Annotated in this window: 20 protein-coding genes and 4 pseudogenes; 13 read left to right on the forward strand and 11 right to left on the reverse strand. The window is 67.3% G+C overall.

The window, feature by feature from the left end; translation table 11 throughout:
* Positions 1-14: 14 nt before the first annotated feature.
* From G6N13_RS19200 to G6N13_RS19220, 5 genes and pseudogenes are all read left to right on the forward strand, one after another.
* Positions 15-797: an ABC transporter permease gene (locus tag G6N13_RS19200; protein ID WP_179965167.1), complete on the forward strand. Its 783-nt coding sequence runs from the start codon at positions 15-17 to the stop codon at positions 795-797.
* Positions 790-1,881, forward strand: a complete 1,092-nt coding sequence (locus tag G6N13_RS19205; RefSeq protein ID WP_163699526.1) for a sulfate/molybdate ABC transporter ATP-binding protein — start codon at positions 790-792, stop codon at positions 1,879-1,881. Before G6N13_RS19200 ends, G6N13_RS19205 begins: the two co-directional genes overlap by 8 nt.
* 46 nt (positions 1,882-1,927) lie before the next feature.
* Positions 1,928-2,959: an APA family fibronectin-binding glycoprotein gene (locus tag G6N13_RS19210; RefSeq protein ID WP_163699528.1), complete on the forward strand. Its 1,032-nt coding sequence runs from the start codon at positions 1,928-1,930 to the stop codon at positions 2,957-2,959.
* 102 nt (positions 2,960-3,061) lie between these two features.
* Positions 3,062-3,361, forward strand: a complete 300-nt coding sequence (locus G6N13_RS19215) for a GlsB/YeaQ/YmgE family stress response membrane protein (protein WP_163702316.1) — start codon at positions 3,062-3,064, stop codon at positions 3,359-3,361.
* A gap of 54 nt (positions 3,362-3,415) precedes the next feature.
* Positions 3,416-3,652, forward strand: a pseudogene (locus G6N13_RS19220) (alcohol dehydrogenase catalytic domain-containing protein); the annotation flags it as partial.
* Positions 3,653-3,725: 73 nt separating this feature from the next.
* On the opposite strand, the gene G6N13_RS19225 reads toward G6N13_RS19220, so the two are convergent.
* Entirely contained in the window at positions 3,726-4,226 is a 501-nt protein-coding gene (locus G6N13_RS19225) for a hypothetical protein (RefSeq protein ID WP_235677823.1), read from the reverse strand.
* A gap of 121 nt (positions 4,227-4,347) precedes the next feature.
* Between G6N13_RS19225 and G6N13_RS19230 the strand changes: the two genes are divergently transcribed.
* A complete protein-coding gene (locus G6N13_RS19230) occupies positions 4,348-4,935 on the forward strand; it encodes a CGNR zinc finger domain-containing protein (RefSeq protein WP_163699530.1) in 588 nt (195 codons plus the stop codon).
* 1 nt (position 4,936) lies between these two features.
* On the opposite strand, the gene G6N13_RS19235 is transcribed toward G6N13_RS19230, so the two are convergent.
* Positions 4,937-5,698, reverse strand: a complete 762-nt coding sequence (locus tag G6N13_RS19235) for a CPBP family intramembrane glutamic endopeptidase (RefSeq protein WP_163699532.1) — start codon at positions 5,696-5,698, stop codon at positions 4,937-4,939.
* Between the two features lie 46 nt (positions 5,699-5,744).
* Positions 5,745-8,180, reverse strand: a complete 2,436-nt coding sequence (locus G6N13_RS19240) for a phosphoketolase family protein (protein ID WP_163699534.1) — start codon at positions 8,178-8,180, stop codon at positions 5,745-5,747.
* Positions 8,181-8,251: 71 nt separating this feature from the next.
* On the opposite strand from G6N13_RS19240, the gene G6N13_RS19245 reads away from it, so the two are divergent.
* On the forward strand, positions 8,252-10,597 hold the full coding sequence (locus G6N13_RS19245) for a CoA transferase (RefSeq protein WP_163702318.1): 2,346 nt from the start codon (positions 8,252-8,254) through the stop codon (positions 10,595-10,597).
* 100 nt (positions 10,598-10,697) lie between these two features.
* A pseudogene (locus tag G6N13_RS19250) lies at positions 10,698-11,186 on the forward strand (aldehyde dehydrogenase family protein); the annotation flags it as partial.
* A 66-nt stretch (positions 11,187-11,252) separates the two neighbouring features.
* Here the strand turns inward: G6N13_RS19250 and G6N13_RS24380 are convergent.
* On the reverse strand, positions 11,253-11,636 hold the full coding sequence (locus G6N13_RS24380) for a hypothetical protein (protein WP_163699536.1): 384 nt from the start codon (positions 11,634-11,636) through the stop codon (positions 11,253-11,255).
* Positions 11,637-11,829: 193 nt separating this feature from the next.
* On the opposite strand from G6N13_RS24380, the gene G6N13_RS19260 reads away from it, so the two are divergent.
* A complete protein-coding gene (locus tag G6N13_RS19260; RefSeq protein WP_163699538.1) occupies positions 11,830-12,477 on the forward strand; it encodes a TetR family transcriptional regulator in 648 nt (215 codons plus the stop codon).
* Between the two features lie 646 nt (positions 12,478-13,123).
* Entirely contained in the window at positions 13,124-13,357 is a 234-nt protein-coding gene (locus G6N13_RS19265; RefSeq protein WP_163699539.1) for a hypothetical protein, read from the forward strand.
* A gap of 13 nt (positions 13,358-13,370) precedes the next feature.
* On the opposite strand, the gene G6N13_RS19270 is transcribed toward G6N13_RS19265, so the two are convergent.
* Positions 13,371-14,117, reverse strand: a complete 747-nt coding sequence (locus tag G6N13_RS19270) for an alpha/beta fold hydrolase (protein ID WP_163699542.1) — start codon at positions 14,115-14,117, stop codon at positions 13,371-13,373.
* 107 nt (positions 14,118-14,224) lie between these two features.
* Between G6N13_RS19270 and G6N13_RS19275 the strand changes: the two genes are divergently transcribed.
* Positions 14,225-15,688: an acetyl-CoA acetyltransferase gene (locus G6N13_RS19275; protein ID WP_163699544.1), complete on the forward strand. Its 1,464-nt coding sequence runs from the start codon at positions 14,225-14,227 to the stop codon at positions 15,686-15,688.
* A 113-nt stretch (positions 15,689-15,801) separates the two neighbouring features.
* Entirely contained in the window at positions 15,802-16,539 is a 738-nt protein-coding gene (locus G6N13_RS19280; RefSeq protein ID WP_163699546.1) for an SHOCT domain-containing protein, read from the forward strand.
* Between the two features lie 375 nt (positions 16,540-16,914).
* On the opposite strand, the pseudogene G6N13_RS19285 reads toward G6N13_RS19280, so the two are convergent.
* The 4 genes and pseudogenes from G6N13_RS19285 to G6N13_RS19300 form a co-directional block, all read right to left on the reverse strand.
* Positions 16,915-17,565 (reverse strand): annotated as a pseudogene (locus G6N13_RS19285) (LLM class flavin-dependent oxidoreductase).
* A gap of 14 nt (positions 17,566-17,579) precedes the next feature.
* Positions 17,580-17,774: pseudogene (locus G6N13_RS19290) on the reverse strand (TfoX/Sxy family protein); the annotation flags it as partial.
* Positions 17,775-17,853: 79 nt separating this feature from the next.
* Entirely contained in the window at positions 17,854-20,175 is a 2,322-nt protein-coding gene (lon, locus tag G6N13_RS19295) for an endopeptidase La (RefSeq protein ID WP_163699549.1), read from the reverse strand.
* A 140-nt stretch (positions 20,176-20,315) separates the two neighbouring features.
* Positions 20,316-21,314 (reverse strand): esterase family protein, encoded by a 999-nt coding sequence (locus tag G6N13_RS19300; protein WP_163699551.1) that lies wholly within the window; start codon positions 21,312-21,314, stop codon positions 20,316-20,318.
* Positions 21,315-21,540: 226 nt separating this feature from the next.
* Between G6N13_RS19300 and G6N13_RS25950 the strand changes: the two genes are divergently transcribed.
* Positions 21,541-21,816 (forward strand): DUF1810 family protein, encoded by a 276-nt coding sequence (locus G6N13_RS25950; protein ID WP_163699554.1) that lies wholly within the window; start codon positions 21,541-21,543, stop codon positions 21,814-21,816.
* Here G6N13_RS25950 and G6N13_RS19310 read toward each other — a convergent pair.
* A complete protein-coding gene (locus G6N13_RS19310) occupies positions 21,813-23,120 on the reverse strand; it encodes an alpha-amylase family glycosyl hydrolase (RefSeq protein ID WP_163699556.1) in 1,308 nt (435 codons plus the stop codon). The genes G6N13_RS25950 and G6N13_RS19310 overlap by 4 nt on opposite strands.
* Positions 23,120-23,596 carry a nucleoside deaminase gene (locus G6N13_RS19315; RefSeq protein ID WP_163699558.1) on the reverse strand — a complete coding sequence of 159 codons (477 nt, stop codon included), beginning with the start codon at positions 23,594-23,596 and terminating at the stop codon, positions 23,120-23,122. The genes G6N13_RS19310 and G6N13_RS19315 overlap by 1 nt, the downstream gene beginning before the upstream one ends.

A 23,596-nucleotide genomic window follows, 5' to 3' on the forward strand; every position in this document is an offset into this window, starting at 1 on the left:
ACCGTACGCAGCCCCTGCTGCCGCGATGGGTGTACTTGCCGGCCCTGCTCGGCGCGGGATTCGTGGTGCTGCCGCTGGTGGCGATGGCGATCAAGGTCGACTGGACCAACTTCTGGTCGCTGGTCACCAGTCATGCGTCACAGGCCGCGCTACTCCTGAGTCTGCGGACCGCGGCAGCTAGCACCGCGCTCTGTCTGGTGCTGGGCGTTCCGATGGCGCTGGTGCTGGCCCGCAACGACGGACGGGTCGTGCGCGCATTGCGCCCGCTGATCCTGCTGCCACTGGTGTTGCCGCCGGTGGTCGGCGGTATCGCACTGCTGTACGCGTTCGGGCGGCTCGGCCTGCTCGGAGGCTACCTGGAGGCGGCGGGGTTCCGGATCGCGTTCACCACGACCGCGGTGGTGCTGGCGCAGACGTTCGTCTCGCTGCCGTTCCTGGTGATCGCGCTGGAGGGCGCGGCCCGCACCGCCGGGTCTGATTACGACGTCGTGGCGGCGACGCTGGGCGCCAAGCCGGCCACCGTGTGGTGGCGGGTGACGCTGCCGCTGCTGAAGCCCGGTCTGGTGTCGGGCTCGGTGCTGGCCTTCGCCCGGTCGCTGGGGGAGTTCGGCGCCACGCTGACGTTCGCCGGATCGCGCCAGGGCGTCACCAGGACACTGCCGCTGGAGATCTATCTGCAGCGAGAGAGCGACCCAGATGCGGCGGTGGCGCTATCGATCCTGCTGGTCGTCGTCGCCGCGGTCGTCGTCCTCGGGCTCGGCGTTCGGCGGTTGTCCGGGTGGACCAGCGATGCCTGATCTGCAGTTTCGCGCCGCGGTCGCCGAGCGTGGTTTCGAGGTGGCGTTCGAGGTCGCCGCGGGGGAGGTGCTAGCGATCCTCGGCCCCAACGGCGCGGGGAAATCCACCACGCTCCATGTGATCGCCGGGCTGCTGGCACCCGATACCGGGCTGGTGCGCCTCGGCGGGCACGCACTGACCGACACCTCAGCCGGGATCCAGGTGGCCACCCATGACCGCCGCGTCGGCCTGTTGCTGCAGGACCCGCTGCTGTTTCCGCATCTGAGCGTGCAGGCCAATGTCGAGTTCGCACCGCGCAGCCGCAGGGCGGGACGCGCTGTGGCGCGTGGCAGTGCCGCGACGTGGCTGGCCGAGGTCGGGCTGGCCGACTTGGCCGGGCGCAAACCGAGCCAGCTGTCCGGCGGGCAGGCCCAGCGGGTCGCGATCGCGCGGGCGCTGGCCGCCGAGCCCGAGGTGCTGTTGCTCGACGAACCCCTGGCCGGACTTGACGTGGCCGTGGCGGCCTCGGTGCGGGCGCTGCTGCGCCGGGTGTGCTCGGCGCGGGGCCGCGCGACCGTGCTGATCACCCACGACCTGCTCGACGTTCTGACGCTGGCCGACCGGGTGCTGGTGCTCGAGGACGGCGGGGTGGCCGAGATCGGCCCGATCGCCGATGTGCTGGCCGCGCCGCGCAGCATGTTCGGCGCCCGCATCGCGGGCGTGAACGTGGTGCGCGGTGTCCGCGACGGTGCCGAGAGCCTGCGCGCCGCCGACGGCACGCACTGGCATGGCAGGCAGGGCGCCGACCCGATCGCCGAGGGCGGTCTGGTCGCAGTGTTCTCCCCGGCGGCCGTCGCGGTGTACCGCGAGCTACCGCATGGCAGCCCGCGCAACAGTGTCCAGATCCGGGTCGCGGAGCTGGACGCCGACGGCGCGCGGGTGCGGGTGCGCGCCGCCGAGCAGGCCGACGGCGCGCCGGGGCTGGCCGCCGATATCACCGCGGAGTCGGCGGCCGGCCTGCGACTCGCCGCGGGCGACACGGTGTGGTTCACGGTCAAGGCGCAGGAGGTCGCGCTACATGCCGCGGCCCGCGCAACACCCTGAGCAGGCCACACTTGCGTCACGGCTGTAACACGGTAGGTTCATCGGAATGACGAAGTCGGACCCGATTTCGCGACGCCCGGGCCGGTGGACGGCGTTTGCGGTCACCGCGGTGACCGCCGCCAGCGCCGTCACGATCGCGTTGCCAGCACCATCAGCGCTCGCGGATCCCGCCACGCCGACACCCACGCCGGTGGCTCCCGCAGTCCCGGCCGCTCCGCCGGCTACCCCGGTCCCGGCACCGCCGGCTACCCCGGTCCCGGCACCGCCGGCTACCCCGGTCCCGGCACCGCCGGTCGACCCCAACGCGCCACCGGTACCGGCACCACCGCCGGTCGACCCCAACGCGCCGGTCCCGCCGCCGCTTGATCCGAACGCGCCGCCGGCTCCGCCCACCCCTCCGGCGCTGGAGCCGGGTCGCATCCCGAATACCGCAGGTGGGTTCAGCTACTTGCTGCCCGCGGGCTGGGTTGTCTCTGACGCGTCTCGCCTCAACTACGGGCAGGCACTGTTGAGCAAACAGATCGCCCCCGCGGAGAGTGGCCAGCCCGCGCCGACCGCCAGCGACGCCAGCGTCATTCTCGGCCGGTTGGACCTGAAGCTGTTCGCCGGTGCCGAGCAGGACAACAGCAAGGCCGCGGTCCGGCTGGGCTCGGACATGGGTGAGTTCTTCATGCCGTTCGCCGGCGTCCGGATCAATCAGCAGAGCGGTGCGCTGCAGGCCGGCGACATGCCGGGCTATTTCTCCTCCTACGAAGTGAAGTTCACCGACACCACCAAGCCCAACGGTCAGATCTGGGCCGGCGTCGTCGGCACGTCGGTCCCCAACGCACCGCGCGATCAGCGCAACCAGCGCTGGTTTGTGGTCTGGCTGGGCACCGCCAAGGATCCGATCGATCCCGCGGCCGCCAAGGCGCTGGCCGAGTCGATCCGGCCGTACACCCCGCCGCCACCGCCGGAGCCGCCACCCGCGGATCCGAATGCTCCGGTTCCCCCGCCGCCGGCAGCGGGTGGGCGAATTCCGCTCGGCGTGCCTGTCCCGGTGGAGACGCCGGTTCCGGGGATGACGCCCGGTCAGTAGGTGATCGTGGCCGTATCGACCGGTCAATCGTTATCTTCCGGCGGTATACCGAAGGGATAGGGGTCAGCATTGGCGCTGGCCAGCGACACCGAGGAGACGGTCATGGACATGGTGGCTACTACTGAATTCCTCGCCCGTTCAACGACGCTGACCAGCGTCGGCTGGATCGGCTACATCATCATCGGCGCACTGGCGGGCTGGATCGCCGGCAAGATCGTCAAGGGTGGCGGCTCGGGCATTCTGATGAACATCGTCATCGGGGTGGTCGGCGCGCTGGTCGGCGGGTTCCTGCTGAGCTTCTTCCTCAACACCGCGGGGGGCGGGTGGTGGTTCACCCTGTTCACCGCGGTCCTCGGCTCGGTGATCCTGCTCTGGATCGTCGGGATGGTCCGCAAGACCTAGCACCCACACCGGCCAGGCGCGTGCACGACAGAGGGCTGGCCACCGAACCGACCACACACCCGCGGGGTCTGCGACTACTGCCGCCGCGGCGCGGAGAACCTGTGCCCGAACTCGCTCTACACCGGGTGGGATGCCGACGGCGGTTATGCCGACTTCGCCACTGTCCCAGCCGCTTTCACGCACCGGCTACCCGACGGCTACACCGATTCCGAACTCGCGCCGCTGCTGTGCGCCGGGATCATCGGGTACCGGTCGCTGCTGCGCACCGAGCTGCCCCAAGGGGGACGCCTGGACTCGGGCAGGCTGATCGGGCCCTGACCGATCTGGCCGAGGGGCGCATCGCCGGTGCCGCGGTGCTGGTGGCTTAGAGGGCCGCCAGCACGCCGCGCAGCTCGGCGGCCAAACTGCCCCGCCCGTTGCGATAGAGCGGCCCGGTTCCGTCGGCGAGCAAGAGGCGCAGCCTGGCCATACCCCGCGCGCGCACCGGGCGCGGGGAATGCAGCAGCAACGTGATGTCGTCGATCACGTCCCGGCAGCTGGCCAGTCGCTCCGGATCCACGGGAATGTGAGGGGAGAAGCCTCGACGGTCGCGACGCAACTCGGCCAGTGCCTGCATGAGTGTGCCGGCCAGTGCTTCGCGTTCCCCACTGGACGTGAGTCGTGCGATGTGCGCCGCCAGCGAGCTGCCCGGCAACGGCACGATACCCACTTCGACTTCACGATCGAGCCGACCGGCGAGCAGCCGTGCCTTCAGCCGGGTGCGTAGTGCCGCATCACCTTGTGGTCCGGCCGTTGCGGGGGCGGCGAATCCGCCCGGCAGCCGCGTGTTAGTGTCGCGGGAGTCTTGAAAATCGTTGGGCCCCATGGGCTTTTCCTGTTCCGAGACGAGCCTCGTCGCCGTCTCTGATGGCCATCGAAAACGCTACACCGGTCACGCATGACCAGTCAAATTGATTTACCGGTCACGGGCTCGTACGCTGATCCATATGACGCAGGCCCCTGTGCAGTGGCCAGGTGGTATCGAGGCCAAGCCGGCACCCGAGCCGTTGGCCCGGATACAAGCGTTGGTCAACACCATCGACCTCGAATCTGGCGTCGACCGATTGGCGCTGGTCACCGACGCGCAGCCGTGGCTGCGCACCCACGGGCTGTTGCCGTTCGACGGGATTCCCACCGACGACGAGCTGCGTGCCATCCGCGATGTCCGCGAAGCGCTGCGTGCGATGCTGCTGCAGAATGCGGGTGGTCCGGCGCCGACAGTCGATCAACTGAGTCCGCTGAGCCGGATCACCGCTGCAGCCGGTGTCCGGGTACACCTCGGTGCGGACGGCACGGTGCAGCTCGCCGCCGACAGCGATTCCCTCGACGGGCGGCTGCTCGCGCTGATGCTCGTGGTTTCCGACGCTCAACGCGATGGCACCTGGGCGCTGCTGAAGGCCTGCGCCAACGAGGACTGCCGATGGGCGTTCTACGACCGGTCCCGCAACCACGGCGGCACGTGGTGTGACATGGCCACGTGCGGCAACAAGCTGAAGAATCGGGAGTTCCGGGCCCGACGCACTCGCCGCGGTTAGCTCAGGACAGGTGCCACACCAGCGCGGCCGCAAGCGCGCCGAGGCCGTTGAGCGACCAATGCAGCGCGATCGGGGCGATCAGGCTGCCGCTGCGCCGCCGCAGCCAGGTGAAGACGAATCCGGCGGCTCCCGTCGCCAGCACCGCCATGACCACCCCGGCGAGCATGCCGAGCACGCCACCGCCGAACAGCCGGGTGAAACCGACATTGCTGCTGGTCAGGCCCATCGACGTGGCGATGTGCCACAGGCCGAACAGCAGCGACCCGGCGGCCGCCACCCCACGGAAGCCCCAGGCGCGGTCCAGTGCACCGTGCAGCACACCGCGAAACGCCAGCTCCTCGGGAATCACGGTCTGCAGCGGGATGATGATCATCGACGCGAGCAGCGCGCCCGACAGGGTGGCGTAGTGGTTGTTCAGGAACATCGGCCGGGTCCAGGGCAGGAGCGCGCCGACCGCGATGACCGTCAGCACCAGCAGTACCGCGCCGAGTGCGTAGAGCGCGCCCGAGCGCCAGTGCTCACGGCCCAGCCCGAGCTCGGTCCAGCCCAGTCCGCGTGAGCGGACCAGCAACAGCAGGCCGACGGCGGCGGCGGGTACCACAGCGACATTGGCCCACGGCGTGGTGAAGTGAGCAACAAGGTTGGTCATCGCCAGCACAACGACGACGATGCCGATGTCGACGTAGATCCGGTAGTGATGCAGGGCTGCAAGCTGCGAAAGCGCGGGGTGGGGGTGCGCGGCCACCGCGCTCTGTTCGGACATAACCCGCCCGAGTGTACTCGCCTTCAGCGAGTGACCAGCAAAGTTTCTACTCGTTGTCTCCGCCGGTGGCCGCGGTGGCGTCCACAGCCTGGCTCACCCCGGCGGCGCGGGCATCGGGCCAGACCCAGTCCCGCACCTCGGGGATGTCGTCGCCGTGGGCCCGGGTGTACTCGCGGGCCTCGAGGCGTTTGTCGATCATCTGCTGGCGCAGCGTGGCGCACGCCGAACCCAGGCCGGGGACTCGATCGATGACGTCGATGACCAGGTGGTAGCGGTCCAGGTCATTGAGCATCACCATGTCGAACGGCGTGGTGGTCGTGCCTTCCTCCTTGTACCCGCGAACGTGAATGCGGTTGTCGTTGCTGCGCCGGTAGGTCAGCCGATGGATCAGCCAGGGGTAGCCGTGATAGGCGAAGATCACCGGCTTGTCGGGCGTGAAGATGCCGTCGAACGCCCGGCTGGACAGGCCGTGAGGGTGTTCGGTGTCGTCCTGCAGCCGCATCAAGTCCACAACGTTGACGAAGCGGACCCGCAACTCCGGGAGGTGCTGGCGCAGCAGGTCGACGGCAGCCAGTGCCTCCAGCGTCGGGACATCGCCGGCGGCGGCGATCACGACGTCGGGATCGATGCCCACGGTCTCGTTGCCCGCCCACTCCCAGATGCCCAGGCCGCGAGTGCAGTGCGCGATCGCCTGCTCCATAGTGAGGAAGTTGGGGTGCGGTTGCTTACCGGCGACCACAACGTTGACGTACTGGCGCGAGCGCAGGCAGTGGTCGTAGGTCGAGAGCAATGTGTTGGCGTCTGGCGGCAGATACACCCGCACGACTTCGGCGCGTTTGTTGACCACATGGTCGATGAAACCAGGATCCTGATGACTGAACCCGTTGTGGTCCTGGCGCCAAACATGGCTGGACAGAAGGTAATTGAGGCTGGCAATCGGGCGGCGCCACGGAATGTGGTTAGTGACCTTGAGCCATTTGGCATGCTGGTTGACCATCGAGTCGATGATGTGGATAAACGCCTCATAGCAGTTGAACAGACCATGTCTGCCGGTCAGCAGGTATCCCTCGAGCCAGCCCTGGCACTGGTGTTCCGACAGCATCTCGACCACGCGACCGGCTCGGGCCAGATGCTCGTCTACCTCGGGGCCGACGAACTCGGCGCTCCACTGTTTGTCGGTCACCTCGAAGACGGACTGCAGCCGGTTGGATGCGGTCTCGTCGGGCCCGAAGATCCGGAAGTTGTCCGGGTTCAGCCGGATCACCTCGGTCAGCCACTGCCCGAGCACGCGGGTCGCCTCGGCGACCGTGGCCCCGGGCGCGGGCACGTCCACGCCGAAGGCCCGGAAGTCTGGCAGTCGCAGATCCTTGAGCAGCAATCCGCCGTTGGTGTGCGGGTTCTCACTCATTCGCAGCTGGCCGGGCGGCGCGAGTGCGGCGATGTGGGGATCCAGCTTGCCGTCGGCGTCGAACAGTTCCTCGGCCCGGTACGAAGCCAACCACTCGGCCAGTACCGCGAGGTGTTCGGGGGTGTCGCGGGCGCTGGCCAGCGGAACCTGGTGCGCGCGCCACGATCCGGTCGTCTTCTTGCCGTCGATGGTGGCAGGGCCCGTCCACCCCTTGGGGGTGCGGAACACGATCATCGGCCAGGCCGGCCGCTCTGCGTCGGGCGAAGCCTTGATCTCGGTGATCCGGTCCAACACGTCGTCCAACAGCGCAGCGAACCGGCGATGCGCGTCGGCATGGCCACTCGAGTCTGCTGCACCGTCATCCGGCACCTCGAAGAAGTACGGCTGATGGCCCAAACCGATCATCAGGCTCCGTAATTCGTCCTCAGGGATGCGGGCCAGCACGGTGGGGTTGGCGATCTTGTAGCCGTTGAGGTGCAGGATCGGCAGCACCACACCGTCGTTGGCGGTGTTCACGAACTTGTTGGAATGCCAGCTGGTGGCCAGTGCACCGGTCTCGGCTTCGCCGTCGCCGACTACCGCGACCACCAGCAGGTCCGGGTTGTCGAACGCCGCGCCGTAGGCGTGCGACAGGGCATACCCGAGTTCGCCGCCTTCGTGGATCGAACCAGGGGTTTCGGGCGCGACGTGCGACGGGATGCCGCCGGGGAAGGAGAACTGGCGGAACAACCGGCGCAGACCCTCAGCGTCCTGGGTGATGTCCGGGTAGGTCTCGGTGTAGGTGCCGTCCAGGTAGGCGTTGGCCACCAACCCTGGACCGCCGTGGCCGGGTCCGGTGACGTAGATGGTCGACTGCTCGCGCGTCTTGATGGCGCGGTTGAGATGCGCGTAGAGGAAATTCAACCCCGGGGTCGTGCCCCAGTGCCCGAGCAGTCGGGGCTTGACGTCGTCGCGGGTCAGCGGCGTTCGTAGCAGCGGGTTGTCCAGCAGGTAGATCTGGCCGACAGAGAGGTAGTTGGCGGCGCGCCACCAGCCGTCGAGTTGGGCGATCGTGTCTTCACTTATCGACTCCATGCCCCCATCCAACTCCGATCGACGCGATCGTGCTTGCGGGGCACCATTTGTTCACGGGCCGCTCTACTACGCTGACTCAGGTGTTGCTCTCCTCGGTGCGGGTTCTGGATCTGTGTGAGGAGACCGGCGACGGGGTCACCCGACTGCTAGCCGATCTCGGCGCAGACGTCATCAAAATCGAGCCTCCCGGCGGCAGTCCCGCGCGCTGGTCCCGGCCTACCCTGGACGGGGTCAGCGTTCCCTTCGCCCTGCATAACGCCAATAAGCGCGGCACCGTTCTCGATCCCTCCGACGACGCCGACCGGCGGCATTTCTTCGAGCTGGTCGCCGGCGCGGACATCCTCATCGACAGCGGGACACCCGGACTGTCGGCGGCGCTGGGCACCTCCTGCGCCGCATTGGCCGACCAGTTCACCGCACTGGTCACGATGTCGGTCACCGATTTCGGGACGCAGGGCCCGCACGCCTCCTGGCGCGCCACCGACGCGGTGCTCTATGCGATGTCGTCGGCGCTGTCGCGCTCAGGCCCGGCGACCGGCACCCCGGTGCTGCCCCCGGACGGCATCGCCTCGGCAACCGCCGCGGTGCAGGCGGCCTGGGCGGTACTGGTGGCCTACTTCAACCGATTACGCTGCGGAACAGGCGATTACATCGACTTCTCCCGCTTCGACGCAGTGGTCTTGACACTGGATCCACCGTTTGGCACCCAGGGTCAGGCCGCCACCGCCCGCAATTCCGCCGAGCGGTGGCGGGGCCGACCGAGAAACCAGGATTCCTATCCAATCTTCGCCTGCCGGGACGGCTACGTGCGCCTTTGCGTCCTGGCTCCGCGACAGTGGCACGGCATGCGGGCCTGGCTGGGGGAGCCCGAGCAGTTCCAGGATCCCCGTTTCGACTCGATTGCCGCCCGCACCAAGGCATTCGGCGAATTGAGCCAGCTGATGGCGGCACTGTTCGCGGATCGGACGATGAAGCAACTGGTGGCCGAGGGCCAGGCGCACGGGGTGCCGATCGCCGCGGTCCTGACCCCGTCGCAGGCCTTGGCGTCTGAGCACCTTGCCGAGGTCGGGGCGCTGGTGGACACCGAGTTGGCACCCGGCGCCCCGGCCCGGGTGCCAGTGGGTTACTGGGTGGTCGACGGCACCCACGCCGGGTACCGCACCCCGGCGCCAGAGCTCGATGACAACGACAATGGCTGGGTGTCAACGGCATTCACTCCCGGGGCAACCCGGAGCCTAGGTACCCGGCCGCTCGAAGGTATTCGGGTTCTGGATCTGGGTGTGATCGTCGCGGGCGGGGAACTGAGCCGGCTGTTCGCCGACCTCGGCGCCGAGGTGATCAAGGTCGAGAGTTCGAGTTACCCCGACGGCCTGCGACAGAAGCGGCCCAATCAGCAGATCAGCGCGTCGTTCGCCAGGGCACATCGCAATAATCTTGGACTCGGCCTGGAGCTCCGCGGCCCGGCCGGCGCGGCGCTATTCGGACGGCTGGTCTCAGAATCCGATGCCATCTTCGCCAATTTCAAGCCGGGAACCCTGCCGGCACTGGGCTTTTCCCACGAACGGCTGCGGGAGCTCAACCCGACTCTGGTGGTGGCCGAAAGCAGCGCATTCGGCGATACCGGCCCGTGGAGTAAGCGCATGGGCTACGGCCCGCTGGTGCGCGCCACCATCGGCGTGACCCGATTGTGGACATCGGCGGAGCCACCCGCGCCCACCGCACGGCACGCGTTCTACGACGCGACGACGATCTTCCCCGACCATGTGGTCGGGCGGGTCAGTGCGATCGGCGCCCTGGCCGGGTTGATCCAGCGCGAGCGCGAGGGCGTCGGCACGCGGATCCACGTGTCCCAGGCCGAAGCGGTGATCAACCAGCTCGACACGCTCTACGTCACGCTGGCCGCTGCCGCTGCCGCTGCCGATCGGATCGATCCGGATCCGACCACCCACCTGGTTTTGCCATGCGCGGGCGATGACGAGTGGTGTGTGGTGTCGATCAGGTCGGATGCCGACCGCACCGCGATTTCGACGCTGGTCGGAACGGGGGAGCTGGCGGCGTGGGTCCGGGATCGGTCACCGGTGCAGGCCGCAGAGACGTTGCAGGCCGCTGGCGTTCCCGCCGGTCCGATGTACCGATCCACCGATCTGCACGACGACCCGCAGCTTCGGTCACGACACGTATTCGCCGATATGGCACATCCGTTGTTCGAGGTGCCGCTGCCGACCGAGGCGGGCCCGGCGCCATTCCGCCACATCCCGCCCGCGCCGCAACGCCCAGCACCCCTTCCCGGCGCCGACACCCGCCGAGTCTGCTCAGATGTGCTTGGCATGCGAGGCGATGAGATCGAACAGTTGATCGCCGACGGGGTGCTGTTCGCACCCGCGGTCGATACCGAGTTCACGGGAGTGACCAGATGAGCACGGCAGCACAGATTTTCATCCGGCGCAGGTGCTCACCGCATTCGCCGCTGCCCTGGAGCAGCGCGGTCGCGGCGGCGATCATCATCGATGACGGGGAACCGATATCGGCCCGCTGGTCAGTGCCCGCCAGCGCGATCGAGTGCTGGGCTACATCGAGTCGGGAAAGAAAAGCTCGACGAAACTTGTTGCGGGCGGATCAGTTCCGGCGGATCTGAAACGCGGCTGGTTCGTCGCGCCGACGGTTTTTGCCGACGTGAACAATGCCGACCGCATCGCCCAGGAGGAGATCTTCGGTCCGGTGCGCGCGGTGATCCCGGATGACAGCGACGAGGAAGCCATCGCGTTGGCCAACGACAGCGAGTTCGGCCTGGCCGGGACGGTGTGGTTCACCGACGACGACAGAGTCACCGAGGTGGCCAGAGCAGTGCGTACCGGGACGATCGGGATCAACGACTGTCGACTGGATTTCCGCGCGCCGTTCGGCGGTGTGAAAGCCAGCGGCATCGGCCGCGAACTCGGACCGGAAGGGCTGGACGCGTTCTTCTCACTCAAATCGATCGACCGGGTGGGACCCGCTCAAAGCTGAGTGGCCACTTATGACACGACTACGAGTCGGATGCGTGCCACAAGTGGCCACTGGCTTTGCGTACGCCTATCCGCCGGTGCCGATGCAGCCGACACCGTTGATGCAGCCGCCGCCACCGCCGGGACCACCACCGCCGCTACCGACGCCGGGGATCGATCCGGTGCCGCCACCGGGTCCGCCGCTACCGGTCGGACCGCCCGGGATGGTGCCGCCACCGCCGTTGGCGTCGCCACCACCGGTGACGCCACCCGGCGCAGTACCGGCACCGCCCGTGCCGCCCGGTGCCATCGTATCGGTCGGGCTGGTCGTCGTCGTCACCACAACCGATGAGGTCGGTGTCGTGGTCGTCGTCGACGTGGAACTCTTGCCGGAGTCGCCGCTGCCACCGCAGCCGACGGCCAACGTGAGCACTGCAGCCCCGCCCACCAACGCCATTGTGGCCCTTGACATCGTTGTCGATCCGAGAGGCATGCGACCCTCACTTCCTTGTTAGGGGACAGTTGGGCATACCCCGCATGTCGGAGCGCAAACGTCAGTCGGCGCCGCTGCTCGTGCGAATCGACGGACGGACATGGTGCCGAGCCGCAACGCGCTCACCCGTCTGGTTGTTGACTTACTGTCAGTGCTATCCAACGATAGTTTGGTGGGTGAAGTGCTGACCAACAAGAAGTTGCGAACCCGCTCTGCTCTGCTCGTCGCGCTTCAGGAACTACTGCTCGATCGGGCGGTGGACACCGTCTCGGTACCTCAGGTGGTCGCCAGGGCCGGCGTGGCACAGGGTACGTTCTATGCTCACTTCGAGTCCCTGCCCGCCGCCATCCAAGCCATCGGCGGGCTGGTGATCGGCGAACATTTCCGCGTACTGGGGCACGCCACGGCCGACGCCGCCGATCAGGCCGATCTTGTCGCGCGCACCACGCGCCAGACGCTCACACTGTTCGCCGTCAACCCTGACGTCGGCAGACTGCTGTTCGACTCAGGCCTCCCGGTCGACGGTCTACTCGACGGCTTTCACATCCAGCTGCGCGAAGACATCCAGCTCGGCGTCGCCCGGAGGGAATTCCGAGTCACCGACCTGGCGGCGACGTGTTGCATCTTCGCGGGTGCGGTGATGGGCGCGGGTCTGGATCTTTTCCGCGGCCGCCTCACCCCGGACGCCATCCCGCTCGTTATCGCCGAACTGCTGCGACTACTGAATGTCAACGCGCGCAAAGCGCAACGGCTCGCCAACGTGGCCCACGAATTCGTGCCATGGCGCGCTTTGCCACTCTCCGACATCGATCAGGACTGACCGCCGCACCTCGCGCTGCGGGCCCATCACCGCAGGAGCCAGGCGCTGAGAACCATCGGAAGGGGAGCGCGGCACAATTCCTGCACACCCGTTGGCGCAGAGTGTGTTTGATCTGTCCCGGCGCTTCCCAACATCAGATATTGACAGATTGTCATTCCGAGGTCACAATTCGGATTATGGGGCTTATCCGGCGAACCGGCACCAGGGCTGGAGGCTGTCCGGTTGGTCGCCGGATCCCGCAGGCCGTACTGAATGCCCATGGCGACAAGCCATCTCGGCCAACGGTGTCCCGTGAGGGGTCGCCAACGGGAGTGCGGCGCTGGTGCATGCGATCGGTTCATTGTCGCCCCAGCTCATCTCGTGATCGAAAGGCCTGCTGATGGTTTCCTTGCTCTGCCGTCGCGCATCTCGGACAAAGGCGATGAGGGTTCTGCGTTGTGGGCCCTATGTGGGGAGGGTCGGTGGTTTGGCGTTCGCCGACGACGGGTCATCGCCTTCGGCGAGTGGGACGGTGAAAGCTGTTCCGGCGCGCGCGTCTGTGTCGGCGGGTACGGGACGTGGGGCGCCGCGACCAAAAGCGCCCGGTTCGCACACCACCCCAGCGCAGGCCGCGACGCGAGCGGTGTCGACCCCGAAGGTGGTGACGATGGCGAGCCTGCCGGCACCGGGAGCCGGGGTGCGCTTGTTCGTCGGCAACGGCACGGCCCAGCATCCTGATGCCGGCGTTCTCTTGGGCAATGGCTACAGCTGGATCGCCGAGACGTGTCCGAGCGGTGGCTGCACCGGCGGCCGGGGCGGAGTGATCGGTTTGGGCGGCAACGGCGGTACGGGCGGGCCGGGCGGGACCGAGGGCACTCCTGGCGAGAACGGAAATCCCTGAGCTGCAGCCTGATTCAGGCCAGCGAGGACCAGAAGTCGGTGAGCACCTGAGCGGCGCGTGCGGGATCCTGCAGCATCCACCAGTGCCCGAGACCACCGAGCACCACTGTGCGGGCGCCGGCCCGGGCCGCGGCGTCTCGCCGCAGTTCGTCGCTGCCGACATAGGTGTCCTCAGTGGCCAGCAGCGATAGCCCCGGCCGGGCCGCGGCATTACCCAACGAGCGGCCCGCGTCGGCCATCGCGGGCTGGGTGGCCGAGCGGTACAGCGCCAGGATGGCCCGACCCATCTCCGGGCCCTGGGCGACGGCCAGTTCCGCGGCGACGCCTTCGGGAATCCCGAGCCCGGCGAGCTGGGTGGCGCGGTCCTGTACTGAACCGCCGATCATCACCTCGACCAGTTCTTCGCCGGCTTCCGGGGTCTGCCACACCTGCGCCATGTCGTGCCAGACGTAATCGGGGTGCAGGATGCCTAGCACATCGCTGGCCCAGCTGCGTACCAATTCTGGCCGGTGCATCACCGCGTTGATGACGTGCCCCCCTCCCCAGTCGTGGCCAACCAGGTCGACGGGAGTGTCGAAACGCTCCAGCTCGGTCTCCAGCCAATCCCGGTAGGCCAGGTGTGTCATCGGGAAATCCGCAGGCACCGGAGCCCCGAATCCTGGTGGCGATAACCGCACCACATCATCGCGGCCCAGTGCTGCGACCAGCGGGCCCCAGATCGCATCGGTCTCCGGATTGCCGTGCACCAGAACCACCGTCATGGCGACATCCTGACATGGCCGTCGGCACCGACCGTCGGGACCCCGGCGAGCCGATGCTAGGTTTTGACAGCCGTCAAACACCGCCACGACTAGGGAAGGGATCGGCCATGGATCCTCGGACGCCAGTACTCGTCGGGGCCGGACAGGTCAACCAGCACGACGACGCCGATATCGAACCCGTCGACCTGATTGCCGCGGCCGCCCGCGAGGCGGCCGACCCACGGGTGCTGCAAGCCGTCGATGCGATCCGGGTGGTCAACCTGCTGTCGTGGCACTACCGCGATCCCGGCCTGCTGCTGGGCCAGCGGATCGGTGCGCCCGAGGCGGCCACCCGCTACACCGGGGTCGGCGGTAATACGCCGCAATCGCTGGTGAATCAGGCGTGCCTGGACATCCAGAACGGCCGCGCCGACGTCGTGTTGCTCGCCGGCGGCGAGACCTGGCGGACCCGGATGCGCCTGCGCGCCAACGGGATCAAACCGGACTGGACCCGCCAGGACGATACGGTGGCGGTGCCCCCGGGCGGCGAGGACGTGCCGATGTCGGGCCCGGCCCAAGACCGCATCGCCCTGGACCGACCGTCGTTCGTCTATCCGCTCTTTGAGCAGGCACTGCGGATCGCCGACGGTGAGACCGTCGAGGATCACCAGCGCCGGATCGCTGACCTGTGGGCGCGGTTCAGCCAGGTGGCAGCGGCTAACCCGCACGCATGGAGCCCTGAGGCGCGCAGCGCCGAGCAGATCGGGCAGCCCAGTGCGGACAACCGCATGATCAGCTGGCCCTATCCGAAGCTGATGAACTCCAACAACATGGTCAACCAGGCTGCGGTGGTCATCCTGTGCTCGGCGGAGAAAGCCACTTATCTGCAGATCCCGCGGGATACGTGGGTCTTTCCGTATGCGGGTGCCGACTCGCATGACACCTACGCCGTGGCAGAACGCCACGAACTGCACCGCTCCCCGGCGATCCGGCTCGGAGCCCACCGCGCCTTGGAACTGGCCGGTGTCGGTGTCGATGACCTCGACCACATCGATATCTATTCCTGCTTTCCGTCAGCGGTGCAGGTGGCAGCCCGCGAGCTCGGCGTCCCCACCGACGATCCGCAGCGGCCGTTGACGGTCACTGGTGGGCTGACGTTCGCCGGCGGACCGTGGAACAACTACGTCATGCACTCGATCGCCACCATGGCCGACCTGCTCCGGGCCAACCCGGCCGCCCGAGGGCTAATCACCGCCAACGGCGGCTACCTCACCAAACACAGCTTCGGTGTCTACAGCGCGACTCCACCGCCGGCCGCCTTCCGCTGGGAGGACGTGCAGGAGGCGGTCGACCGCGAGCCCACCTGCCGGGCGCTGGTCGAATTCGACGGCGAGGGCACGGTGGAGGCCTGGACCACGCCATTCAATCGCGACGGGCAGCCGGAAAAAGCTTTCCTGACGGTGCGAACCAGCGACGACTCGCGCGCACTGGCGGTTATCGACGAGCCTGAGGCAGCGGCGGTGACGGTGCGCGAGGACATCGCCGGTGCCGTGGTGCGGGTGCACGCCGACGGCCGGGCCAGCCTGGCCTGATCGCGCAAGTAGCAGTATTTTCACGTCCCCGTCGCCCGGATGGCCGGGCTGATCGCGGTGCTCGCCCTGGACTGCGAAGTCGTGGGGGCGTGACAGCGGTATACCGTGTCCCGGTGATGTGGCGGACGATCGCGACCCTCTCATTGCTGTGGTGCGTCCTGATCGTGGTGCCGGCCCTGATCGGTAGTCTCATGCTCGACCACGTCGGTTCCGCGGCATCCACCGGCCGGGTGCTCGGCGTCTGGCTGGTCGGGTACGTTGCGCAGTTCGTTGTGTTCCTGATGATTTCGCGCCGATCACCGCGGCCCGTGCTGATGGGCTGGTTCATTGCGTCGCTGGTTCCATGGGCAGCCGACTGGACTGCACCACTGTCCCTGTGGTGGCTCGCGCTGTGGACTGCCCTGATCGCCGGCTACGGAGTGTGGCTGATCGGCCGAGTCGCAGAATTGGATCAGCTGCGCCGCGACGGCGTGCGCGGGATCGGTGTGGTGCTCGAGGTGATCAGGCCGATATTCAACGTTGTGGTGAACAAGGATGCCGGCCGTCGTGTCCTGCGGCTGAGCATCGAACTCCCCAGCGGCACAGCATCTTACGAGGCCCGGCTGACCGGGACGTTCATCCTCGGTGAGGTGCCGGAGTCCGAGGACCGGGTGGCGGTGCGCGTCGACCCGCACCGGCCTGACCGCATCGAGCTGATCGAAGACGAGCCGATCCTGCGGGCCGCCCCGCAGCCCAGCGATCTCGAACCCGAGATCGCCGAGCGGTTGCACACGCTGAAGATCATGCGGGACCGCGGCGATCTCACCGACGCCGAATTCGCAACGGCCCGAGAGCGACTCCTCGAACAGTGACTCCTACGCACCTGCCGTGCCGACCAGCTCACGCAGGCCGTCGTCATGGGAGACGCGCACCAGCGCGGTAGCCAACGGTGCCATCGACCGTCCGGTGAGGGCAGCCAGCCGGTCAGGCTCGCGGGGGAGTCCGAGCTCGCCGGCGGTTTCGAGTGAACGTTTGTCGAAATATGGCCTTACCCAAGGCCATACGTCCTGTACTTCGCGCAGGAAAATGTCGGCCCCGGTATCGCCGATACCGCCGAACTGTTTGAGGAGGACCTTGGCGGCTCGTGCATCCGGCTTGCCGATCCGAGCCAGTATGCGACGAGACCCGAAACTGAAACGAGATTTACTTCAGCGTCCGGGATATCGCAAAATTGACGCATCGGGCGATCATCGCTTCGTGTCGCGCCAGGCGATCATTTTCTCGGCCGTGCTGAGGTCGTACTTTCCGTCAACCGCGCGGATCTCGTTGTGGAACAACGTCGCACCGGCGGCCAAATAGTCGTCCGCCGATCGTGGACCTGTCCAAAACGTCGACCGCTCGATGCCACTGTCCGCACGCCCGAATCCCGCCGCCAGCTCAGCGACGCGGCTGCTCGCCTCACGGTTGGAGTCGATGGGCAGGAAGGTGTGCCAGATATCGGCATGGCGTGCGACGGCGGGCAGAGTGCGCTTGGGGCCGGAACCCCCGATCAGAATCGGGATCTTGCGCACCGGCGGCGGCTGCAGAAGCTCGAACCGGTGCTCGATGCGCAGCAGTCCCTCATCGAATAGATCAGCCCGAGATTTGACCGTGCCGAAGTCGAATCAGTAAGTGGTGTAATCCGTTTCATACCAGCCGGCACCGACGCCGAGGATGGTCCGCCCACCGTCGATATGGTCGAACGTCCGTGCCATGTCCGCGAGCAGGTCCGGATTGCGGTAGCCGAAGATGACGTCCACCCCGATCTCCTCGGCATGCAGGACGGCCTGCGGCCAGGTGGCGTAGTCAGGGGTGTCAGCTGGCTGGATCTGGACGGCGATGCGGACCGGATAGGTCATTCACCCGACAGGCAATGGTCGCGGGCCACGAAGTCAGCCGTCTGCTCGGGTGGCACCCGCACCATCAGACCTCCGCGCCCGCTGGCCGCGACTGCCATGTTGCCGTTGACCAGGAAGGCCGGGCCGCCGAACATTCGCTTCTCCTCGACACCCTTTTCGGGGGCGAGCAGTTCCCGCAGCCGGTTCACCAGATCTTCGTCGTAGGCCATGGTGCGACGGTAGTACGGCGAGCAGACCCAAAATCGCCCTGATTCAGGTGAATCAGGGCAATTCTGCGTCTGATCGCGATCAGGCCGCGGTGGTGGCCGACTCGGCCGCCGGCGCGAGCGCCAGGGCGACGATCTCGGCGACATCGGTCATCGGCTTCACGCTCAGCGCCGCGAGCACCTCGGCTGGCACGTCGTCCAGGTCGGCCTCGTTGCGTTGCGGAATGAAAACCGTTGACAGTCCGGCACGTTGAGCAGCCAGCAGCTTCTGCTTGACGCCGCCGATCGGCAGCACCCGGCCGTTCAGGGTGACCTCACCGGTCATCCCGACATCCGAGCGGACCTGCCGTCCAGTGGCCATGGAAACCAGCGCGGTCACCATGGTCACGCCGGCGGATGGACCGTCCTTGGGCACCGCGCCGGCGGGCACGTGCACGTGGATCTTGCGGTTCAGCGCCGCGGGATTCACGCCCAGCTGCTGCGCGTGGCTGCGGACGTAGGACAGCGCGATCTGCGCCGATTCCTTCATCACGTCGCCCAGCTGACCGGTCAATTGCAGACTCGGCTCTCCCTCGGTGGACCCTGCCTCTATGTAGAGCACATCGCCGCCCAGCCCCGTCACCGCCAGTCCGGTCGCCACGCCCGGCACCGCCGTGCGCTCGGCCGACTCCGGCATGAACCGCGGCCGGCCCAGGTACTCGACCAGGTCGGGCTCGTCGATCGTCAACGCAGCCGGATCGTCGGCCAGCTTGGTGGTGACTTTGCGCATGGCCTTGGCCAGCAGTCGCTCGAACTGACGCACGCCGGGTTCCCGGGTGTAGTCCGCAGCTATCTTGCGTAGTGCAGAATCCGTCACCTCCACTTCTTCAACGGTGAGCGCTGCCCTTTCCCGCTGCCGGGGCAGCAGGTAATCGCGGGCGATGGCCACCTTGTCGTCCTCGGTATAGCCGTCGATCGACATCAGCTCCATGCGGTCCAGCAGTGCCGACGGGATGTTCTCGATCACGTTGGCCGTGGCCAGGAACACCACATCGGATAGGTCCAGATCCAGGTCCAGGTAGTGGTCGCGGAAGGTATGGTTCTGCGCCGGGTCCAAGACCTCCAGCAGGGCAGCCGACGGATCACCGCGGTAGTCCGAACCCACCTTGTCGATCTCGTCGAGCAGCACGACCGGGTTCATCGAGCCGGCCTCGCCGATGGCGCGGACGATCCGGCCGGGCAGCGAGCCGACGTAAGTGCGCCGGTGTCCGCGGATCTCGGCCTCGTCGCGCACGCCACCGAGGGCAACGCGAACGAACGTGCGGCCCAACGCACGAGCCACGCTCTCGCCCAGTGATGTCTTACCGACCCCAGGAGGCCCGGACAGTACCATCACCGCACCCGAGCCCCGCCCACCGACGACCTGCAGGCCGCGCTGAGCACGCCGGGAACGCACGGCCAGGTACTCCACGATGCGGTCCTTGACGTCGTCCAGCCCGTGGTGGTCGGCGTCAAGGATCTCGCGGGCCGCCTTCAGATCCGTTGAATCCTCGGTGCGGGTGTTCCATGGCAGGTCCAAGACGGTGTCCAGCCAGGTACGGATCCAGCCACCTTCGGGGCTCTGCTCGCTGGAGCGTTCCAGCTTTCCGACTTCGCGCAGCGCCGCCTCGCGGACCTTCTCTGGCAGGTCGGCGGCCTCGACGCGGGCCCGATAATCATCAGAACCGTCCGGTTCGCCCTCGCCCAATTCCTTGCGGATCGCGTTGAGCTGCTGGCGCAGCAGGAATTCCTTCTGCGTCCTCTCCATACCGTCGCGGACGTCCTCGGCGATCTTGTCGTTGACCTCCACCTCGGCCAGCAGATCGCTGGTCCAGCCGATGAGCACGCGCAGCCGCTCGGCCACGTCCTCGGTTTCCAGCAGCTGACGCTTCTGGATGTCGGTCAGGTATGACGCGTAGCCGGCGGTATCGGCCAATGCCGTGGGATCGGCGATCTTGTTGACCACATCGACGATCTGCCACGCCTCACGGCGCTGCAGCATTGCCAGCAGCAGTTTCTTGTACTCCGCCGCTAGCGTCTTGGTGTCCTCGGTCGGTTCGGTTGCAGCGACCTTCTCCACCTCGACCCACAGCGCGGTGCCGGGGCCGGTGGTGCCCGACCCGATATGGGCGCGGCTTTCACCGCGGACGATGGCTGCGGCGGCGCCGCCGGGGATGCGGCCGACCTGCACAATCGACGCGAGCACTCCGTAGGTTGGGTAGCGATCGTCCAGGCGGGGTGCGATCAACAGCTGGCCGGCGTCGGTCGCTTGGGCCGCGTCGACCGCGGCCCGAGCGGTGTCGTCAAGCGAGATCGGCACGACCATTCCTGGCAGCACGATCGGGTCGCTGACAAACAGCACCGGCACAGATTTGGCTTCAGCCATCAGTCCTCCAAAGTTCAGTCTGATGCACTCAACCCTGGTGGTAGTCGCTTTGTTCCCCGGTGCTGGTGGTCGCGACACAAAGCAGCGAGCCTGCCGCCGGGGGGTTGGCGACAGGCTCGCTGGTGTGTGGTGTGGCCGGATCAGCCAGCGGACGGGGTGGCCCCCAGAACCCGCTGCATATCCGGGATCATCTGCTGCAGCTGCTGTCCCCAGTAGCCCCAGCTGTGCGTGCCGTTCGCGGGGAAGTTGAACACGCCGTTGCGTCCACCAGCCGCAAGGTAGTTGTCCATGAAGGTCTTGTTGGTCCGCAACGTGAAGCCTTCGAGGAACTGGGCCGCCATCAGGTTGCCGCCGCCACCGGAGGTGTCCAGATCCGACGGCGTACCGGTGCCGCAGTAGATCCAGATCCGGGTGTTGTTGGCGACCAACTGGTTGATGTTGACCATCGGGTCGTTGCGCCGCCATGCCGGGTCAGACGACGGACCCCACATGCTTTGGGCGTTGAAACCGCCCGCGTCGTTCATCGCCAGACCGATCAGCATTGGCCACCAACCCTCGGACGGGTTCAGGAAGCCCGACAGCGACGCGGCGTAGGTGTACTTCTGCGGATAGTAGATCGAGTAGGTCAGCGATGCGCTACCGGCCATCGACAGACCGACGACGGCGTTGCCGTTGGGGTCGACACCGTAGTTGGCGGCCAGGTAGGCCGGCAGCTCCTGGGTCATGAACGTTTCCCACTTGTAGGTGTAGTTCTGCCCGTTGCCCTGCGACGGCTGATACCAGTCGGTGTAGAAGCTGGACTGGCCGCCGACGGGCATGACGGTGGACAGACCCGAGCCGTACAGCCATTCGAACGCCGGGGTGTTGATATCCCAGCCGTTGTAATCGTCCTGGGCGCGCAGGCCGTCAAGCAGGTAGACCGCGTGCGGGCCACCGCCCTGGAACTGGATTCGGATGTTGCGGCCCATCGCGGCCGAGGGGACATCAAGGTAGAGAACGGGCAGTCCCGGCTTGGAGAAGGCGGCCGAGGTCGCCGACCCGCCGACAACGCCGATTAGGCCGGGCAGAGCGAGTGCGGCCACGAAGGCTGCGGCCAGGCGGCGCAACCATGTGCCTCGCATCATTTCGACGATCTTCATGACGGAAACCATCACCTTTCGTACGCGTTTCACAACCGGAGGATTGCTGTGTGCCGGTAGCTAATCACGCGCGCCCGCGCCGACTCGGTACGCGCGGCGGTGCGCCAAGTCGCGGTTCGCTAACGATCAGGAGACGTGCCGGACTCGGGATCTGCCCCGGCCCAACGACTTTGAATTAGTCGCCGATAACAGCATGGTCACGCCCCGGCAACGATACGGTGGCGGCATGGAGGACCCATTCGACCTGCAGCGCTTCGTCGATGCTTGGCGGCGCGGCAGCATGAGTGCACCCCGCTGCTGGCCGCCATTGAGGGCGCCTCGATCAAGGACCGCCATTGAGGGCGCCTCGATCAAGGAGATCTTCCCCTGGCCGGAGAGCCTGAAGGTGCGCTCGTCGATGACACTGTTCGCTCGAGCCGCCACCGACAACGCCGATTTCCTCGCGGTATTGGACCCGTTCTACAGCGGCCATCAAGACCCCCGCACCCTCGAACTGCTCTAGCTGGGGCGTAGCACCAGCCAACCCTGCGGCGGGACCACGACCTCCCTGACGGTGTCCTCCGGCGGTGCCCCCGTGCCGCCCACCAGCTGGGCCGGCCCGCCGATCAGCGAGGCCACTGGCAGGTGCATCGGGGCGTCATCAATATTGAGCGCGACAATCAACGCGTCATCACCGCTGCGGGTCTCGTACGCGTAGGTCCGGTTATCTAATTGCAGCGCAGTGGTTTTCGCGTCAAATAGCCACGGATTTCGACGGCGCAACCCGATCAGATACTGGTGCAGGTTCAAAATCTCGCGTCCGGCCGCGTCCGGTTGCGGCGGCAGGAGGCCGAACTCGGGGCGCACCGCATCATCGCCGCCGGCCCGCTCCTCCTTGACGCCGTGGGATCCGAGCTCGTCACCGGCGTAGATGCTGGGAACGCCGCCGGTGGTGAAGAGCAGCACCAGCGCGTGGGTCACATGCTCGGCCCGTTCCAACTGGCTGGCGATCCGGGTGACATCGTGATTGCCGACGAACGTCAGGGGAGCGAAGGTGGCCAGAAATTCGTTGTGGCGCTGTAGCGCCCAGTCCAGCTCGTGGAAGTTGCCGTCGTTGAGGCTGCTCCAGATCGCCTTCCACAGCTCGTACTGGGTCACCGAGTCGACTCCGGAGCCGTCGACGAACGCCGTGTAGTCGCCGTGGATCACCTCGGCGACGAACCACGCGTCGGGATGCGTGTCGCGAACCCGGGGCAGCACCTGCGCCCAGAAGGACTCCGGCACCGCATAGGCGGCATCTAGACGCCAGCCGTCGGCGCCGCGAGTGAGCCAATGTTTCATCACGTCGACGATGTAGTCGGCGACGACCGGGTTGCCGTGGTTAAGGGTGACCAGCTCACCGTGGCCCTCGAAGGTGTGGAAGCGGCCCGGGCGGCCGCGGAACCACCCGATCGATTCCGCGTCGCCCTCATCGACCGCCCGGCGATACGGCGCGAAATCGGTTCCGACATGGTTGAACACACCGTCGAGCAGGACCCGCAGTCCGCGCCGGTGCGCTTCGTCGATGAGGCGGTCGAAGTCGGCATCGTCGCCGAGGCGGGGGTCGATGCGGAGGTGGTCGGTGGTGTCGTAGCCGTGGGTGTGGGAGGCGAACACCGGGCCCAGCGCGATCCCCGAGGCACCGAGTTCGACGGCGTAGTCGAGCCAGTCGACGATGCGGCGCAGCCGGTGTTCGTCGGGTCCGGGCGGTTCGGCGTTGGGGAAGGCGCCCACGAAGCCCAGCGGGTAGATGTGCCACCAGATCGCATGGCGCACCCAGTCCTTCATCACGCGAACTTCGCGGCGTAAAGGGCCATCATTTCGTCGCGGTACTCCGGCGCTGGACCGTCGACCGTCAGCTGTGGGGCGATCGTCGTGATCGGCAGCGCCGCCACCGGCGGCAGCGGCGCCTGCCAGTCGGCCAGCCACTGCGCCAACTGCGCACCCGAGGTCGCAAAGACGATGCGGCCCAAGCCAACCCAGGCGTGGGCCGCCGCGCACATCGGGCAGTGCTCACCGGAGGTGTAGACGGTGGCTCGGGCACGCTGATCGGGCGACAGGTTGGTCACCGACCATTGTGCGATCGCCAGCTCGGGATGCGCGGTGGCGTCACCGGCACCGACGTGATTGTGGTCCTCGAACAGGACTCGGCCGTCGGCGTCGACCAGGATCGAACCGAAGGGCTCGTCGCCGGCCACCAGCGCGGTGCGGGCGAGTTCCACACAGCGGCCGAGCAGCCGGATGTCCTCCTCGTCGAGCGCCAC

It is taken from the genome of Mycolicibacterium sarraceniae, from assembly GCF_010731875.1.
In the GTDB taxonomy this organism is placed as follows: Bacteria; Actinomycetota; Actinomycetes; order Mycobacteriales; family Mycobacteriaceae; genus Mycobacterium; species Mycobacterium sarraceniae.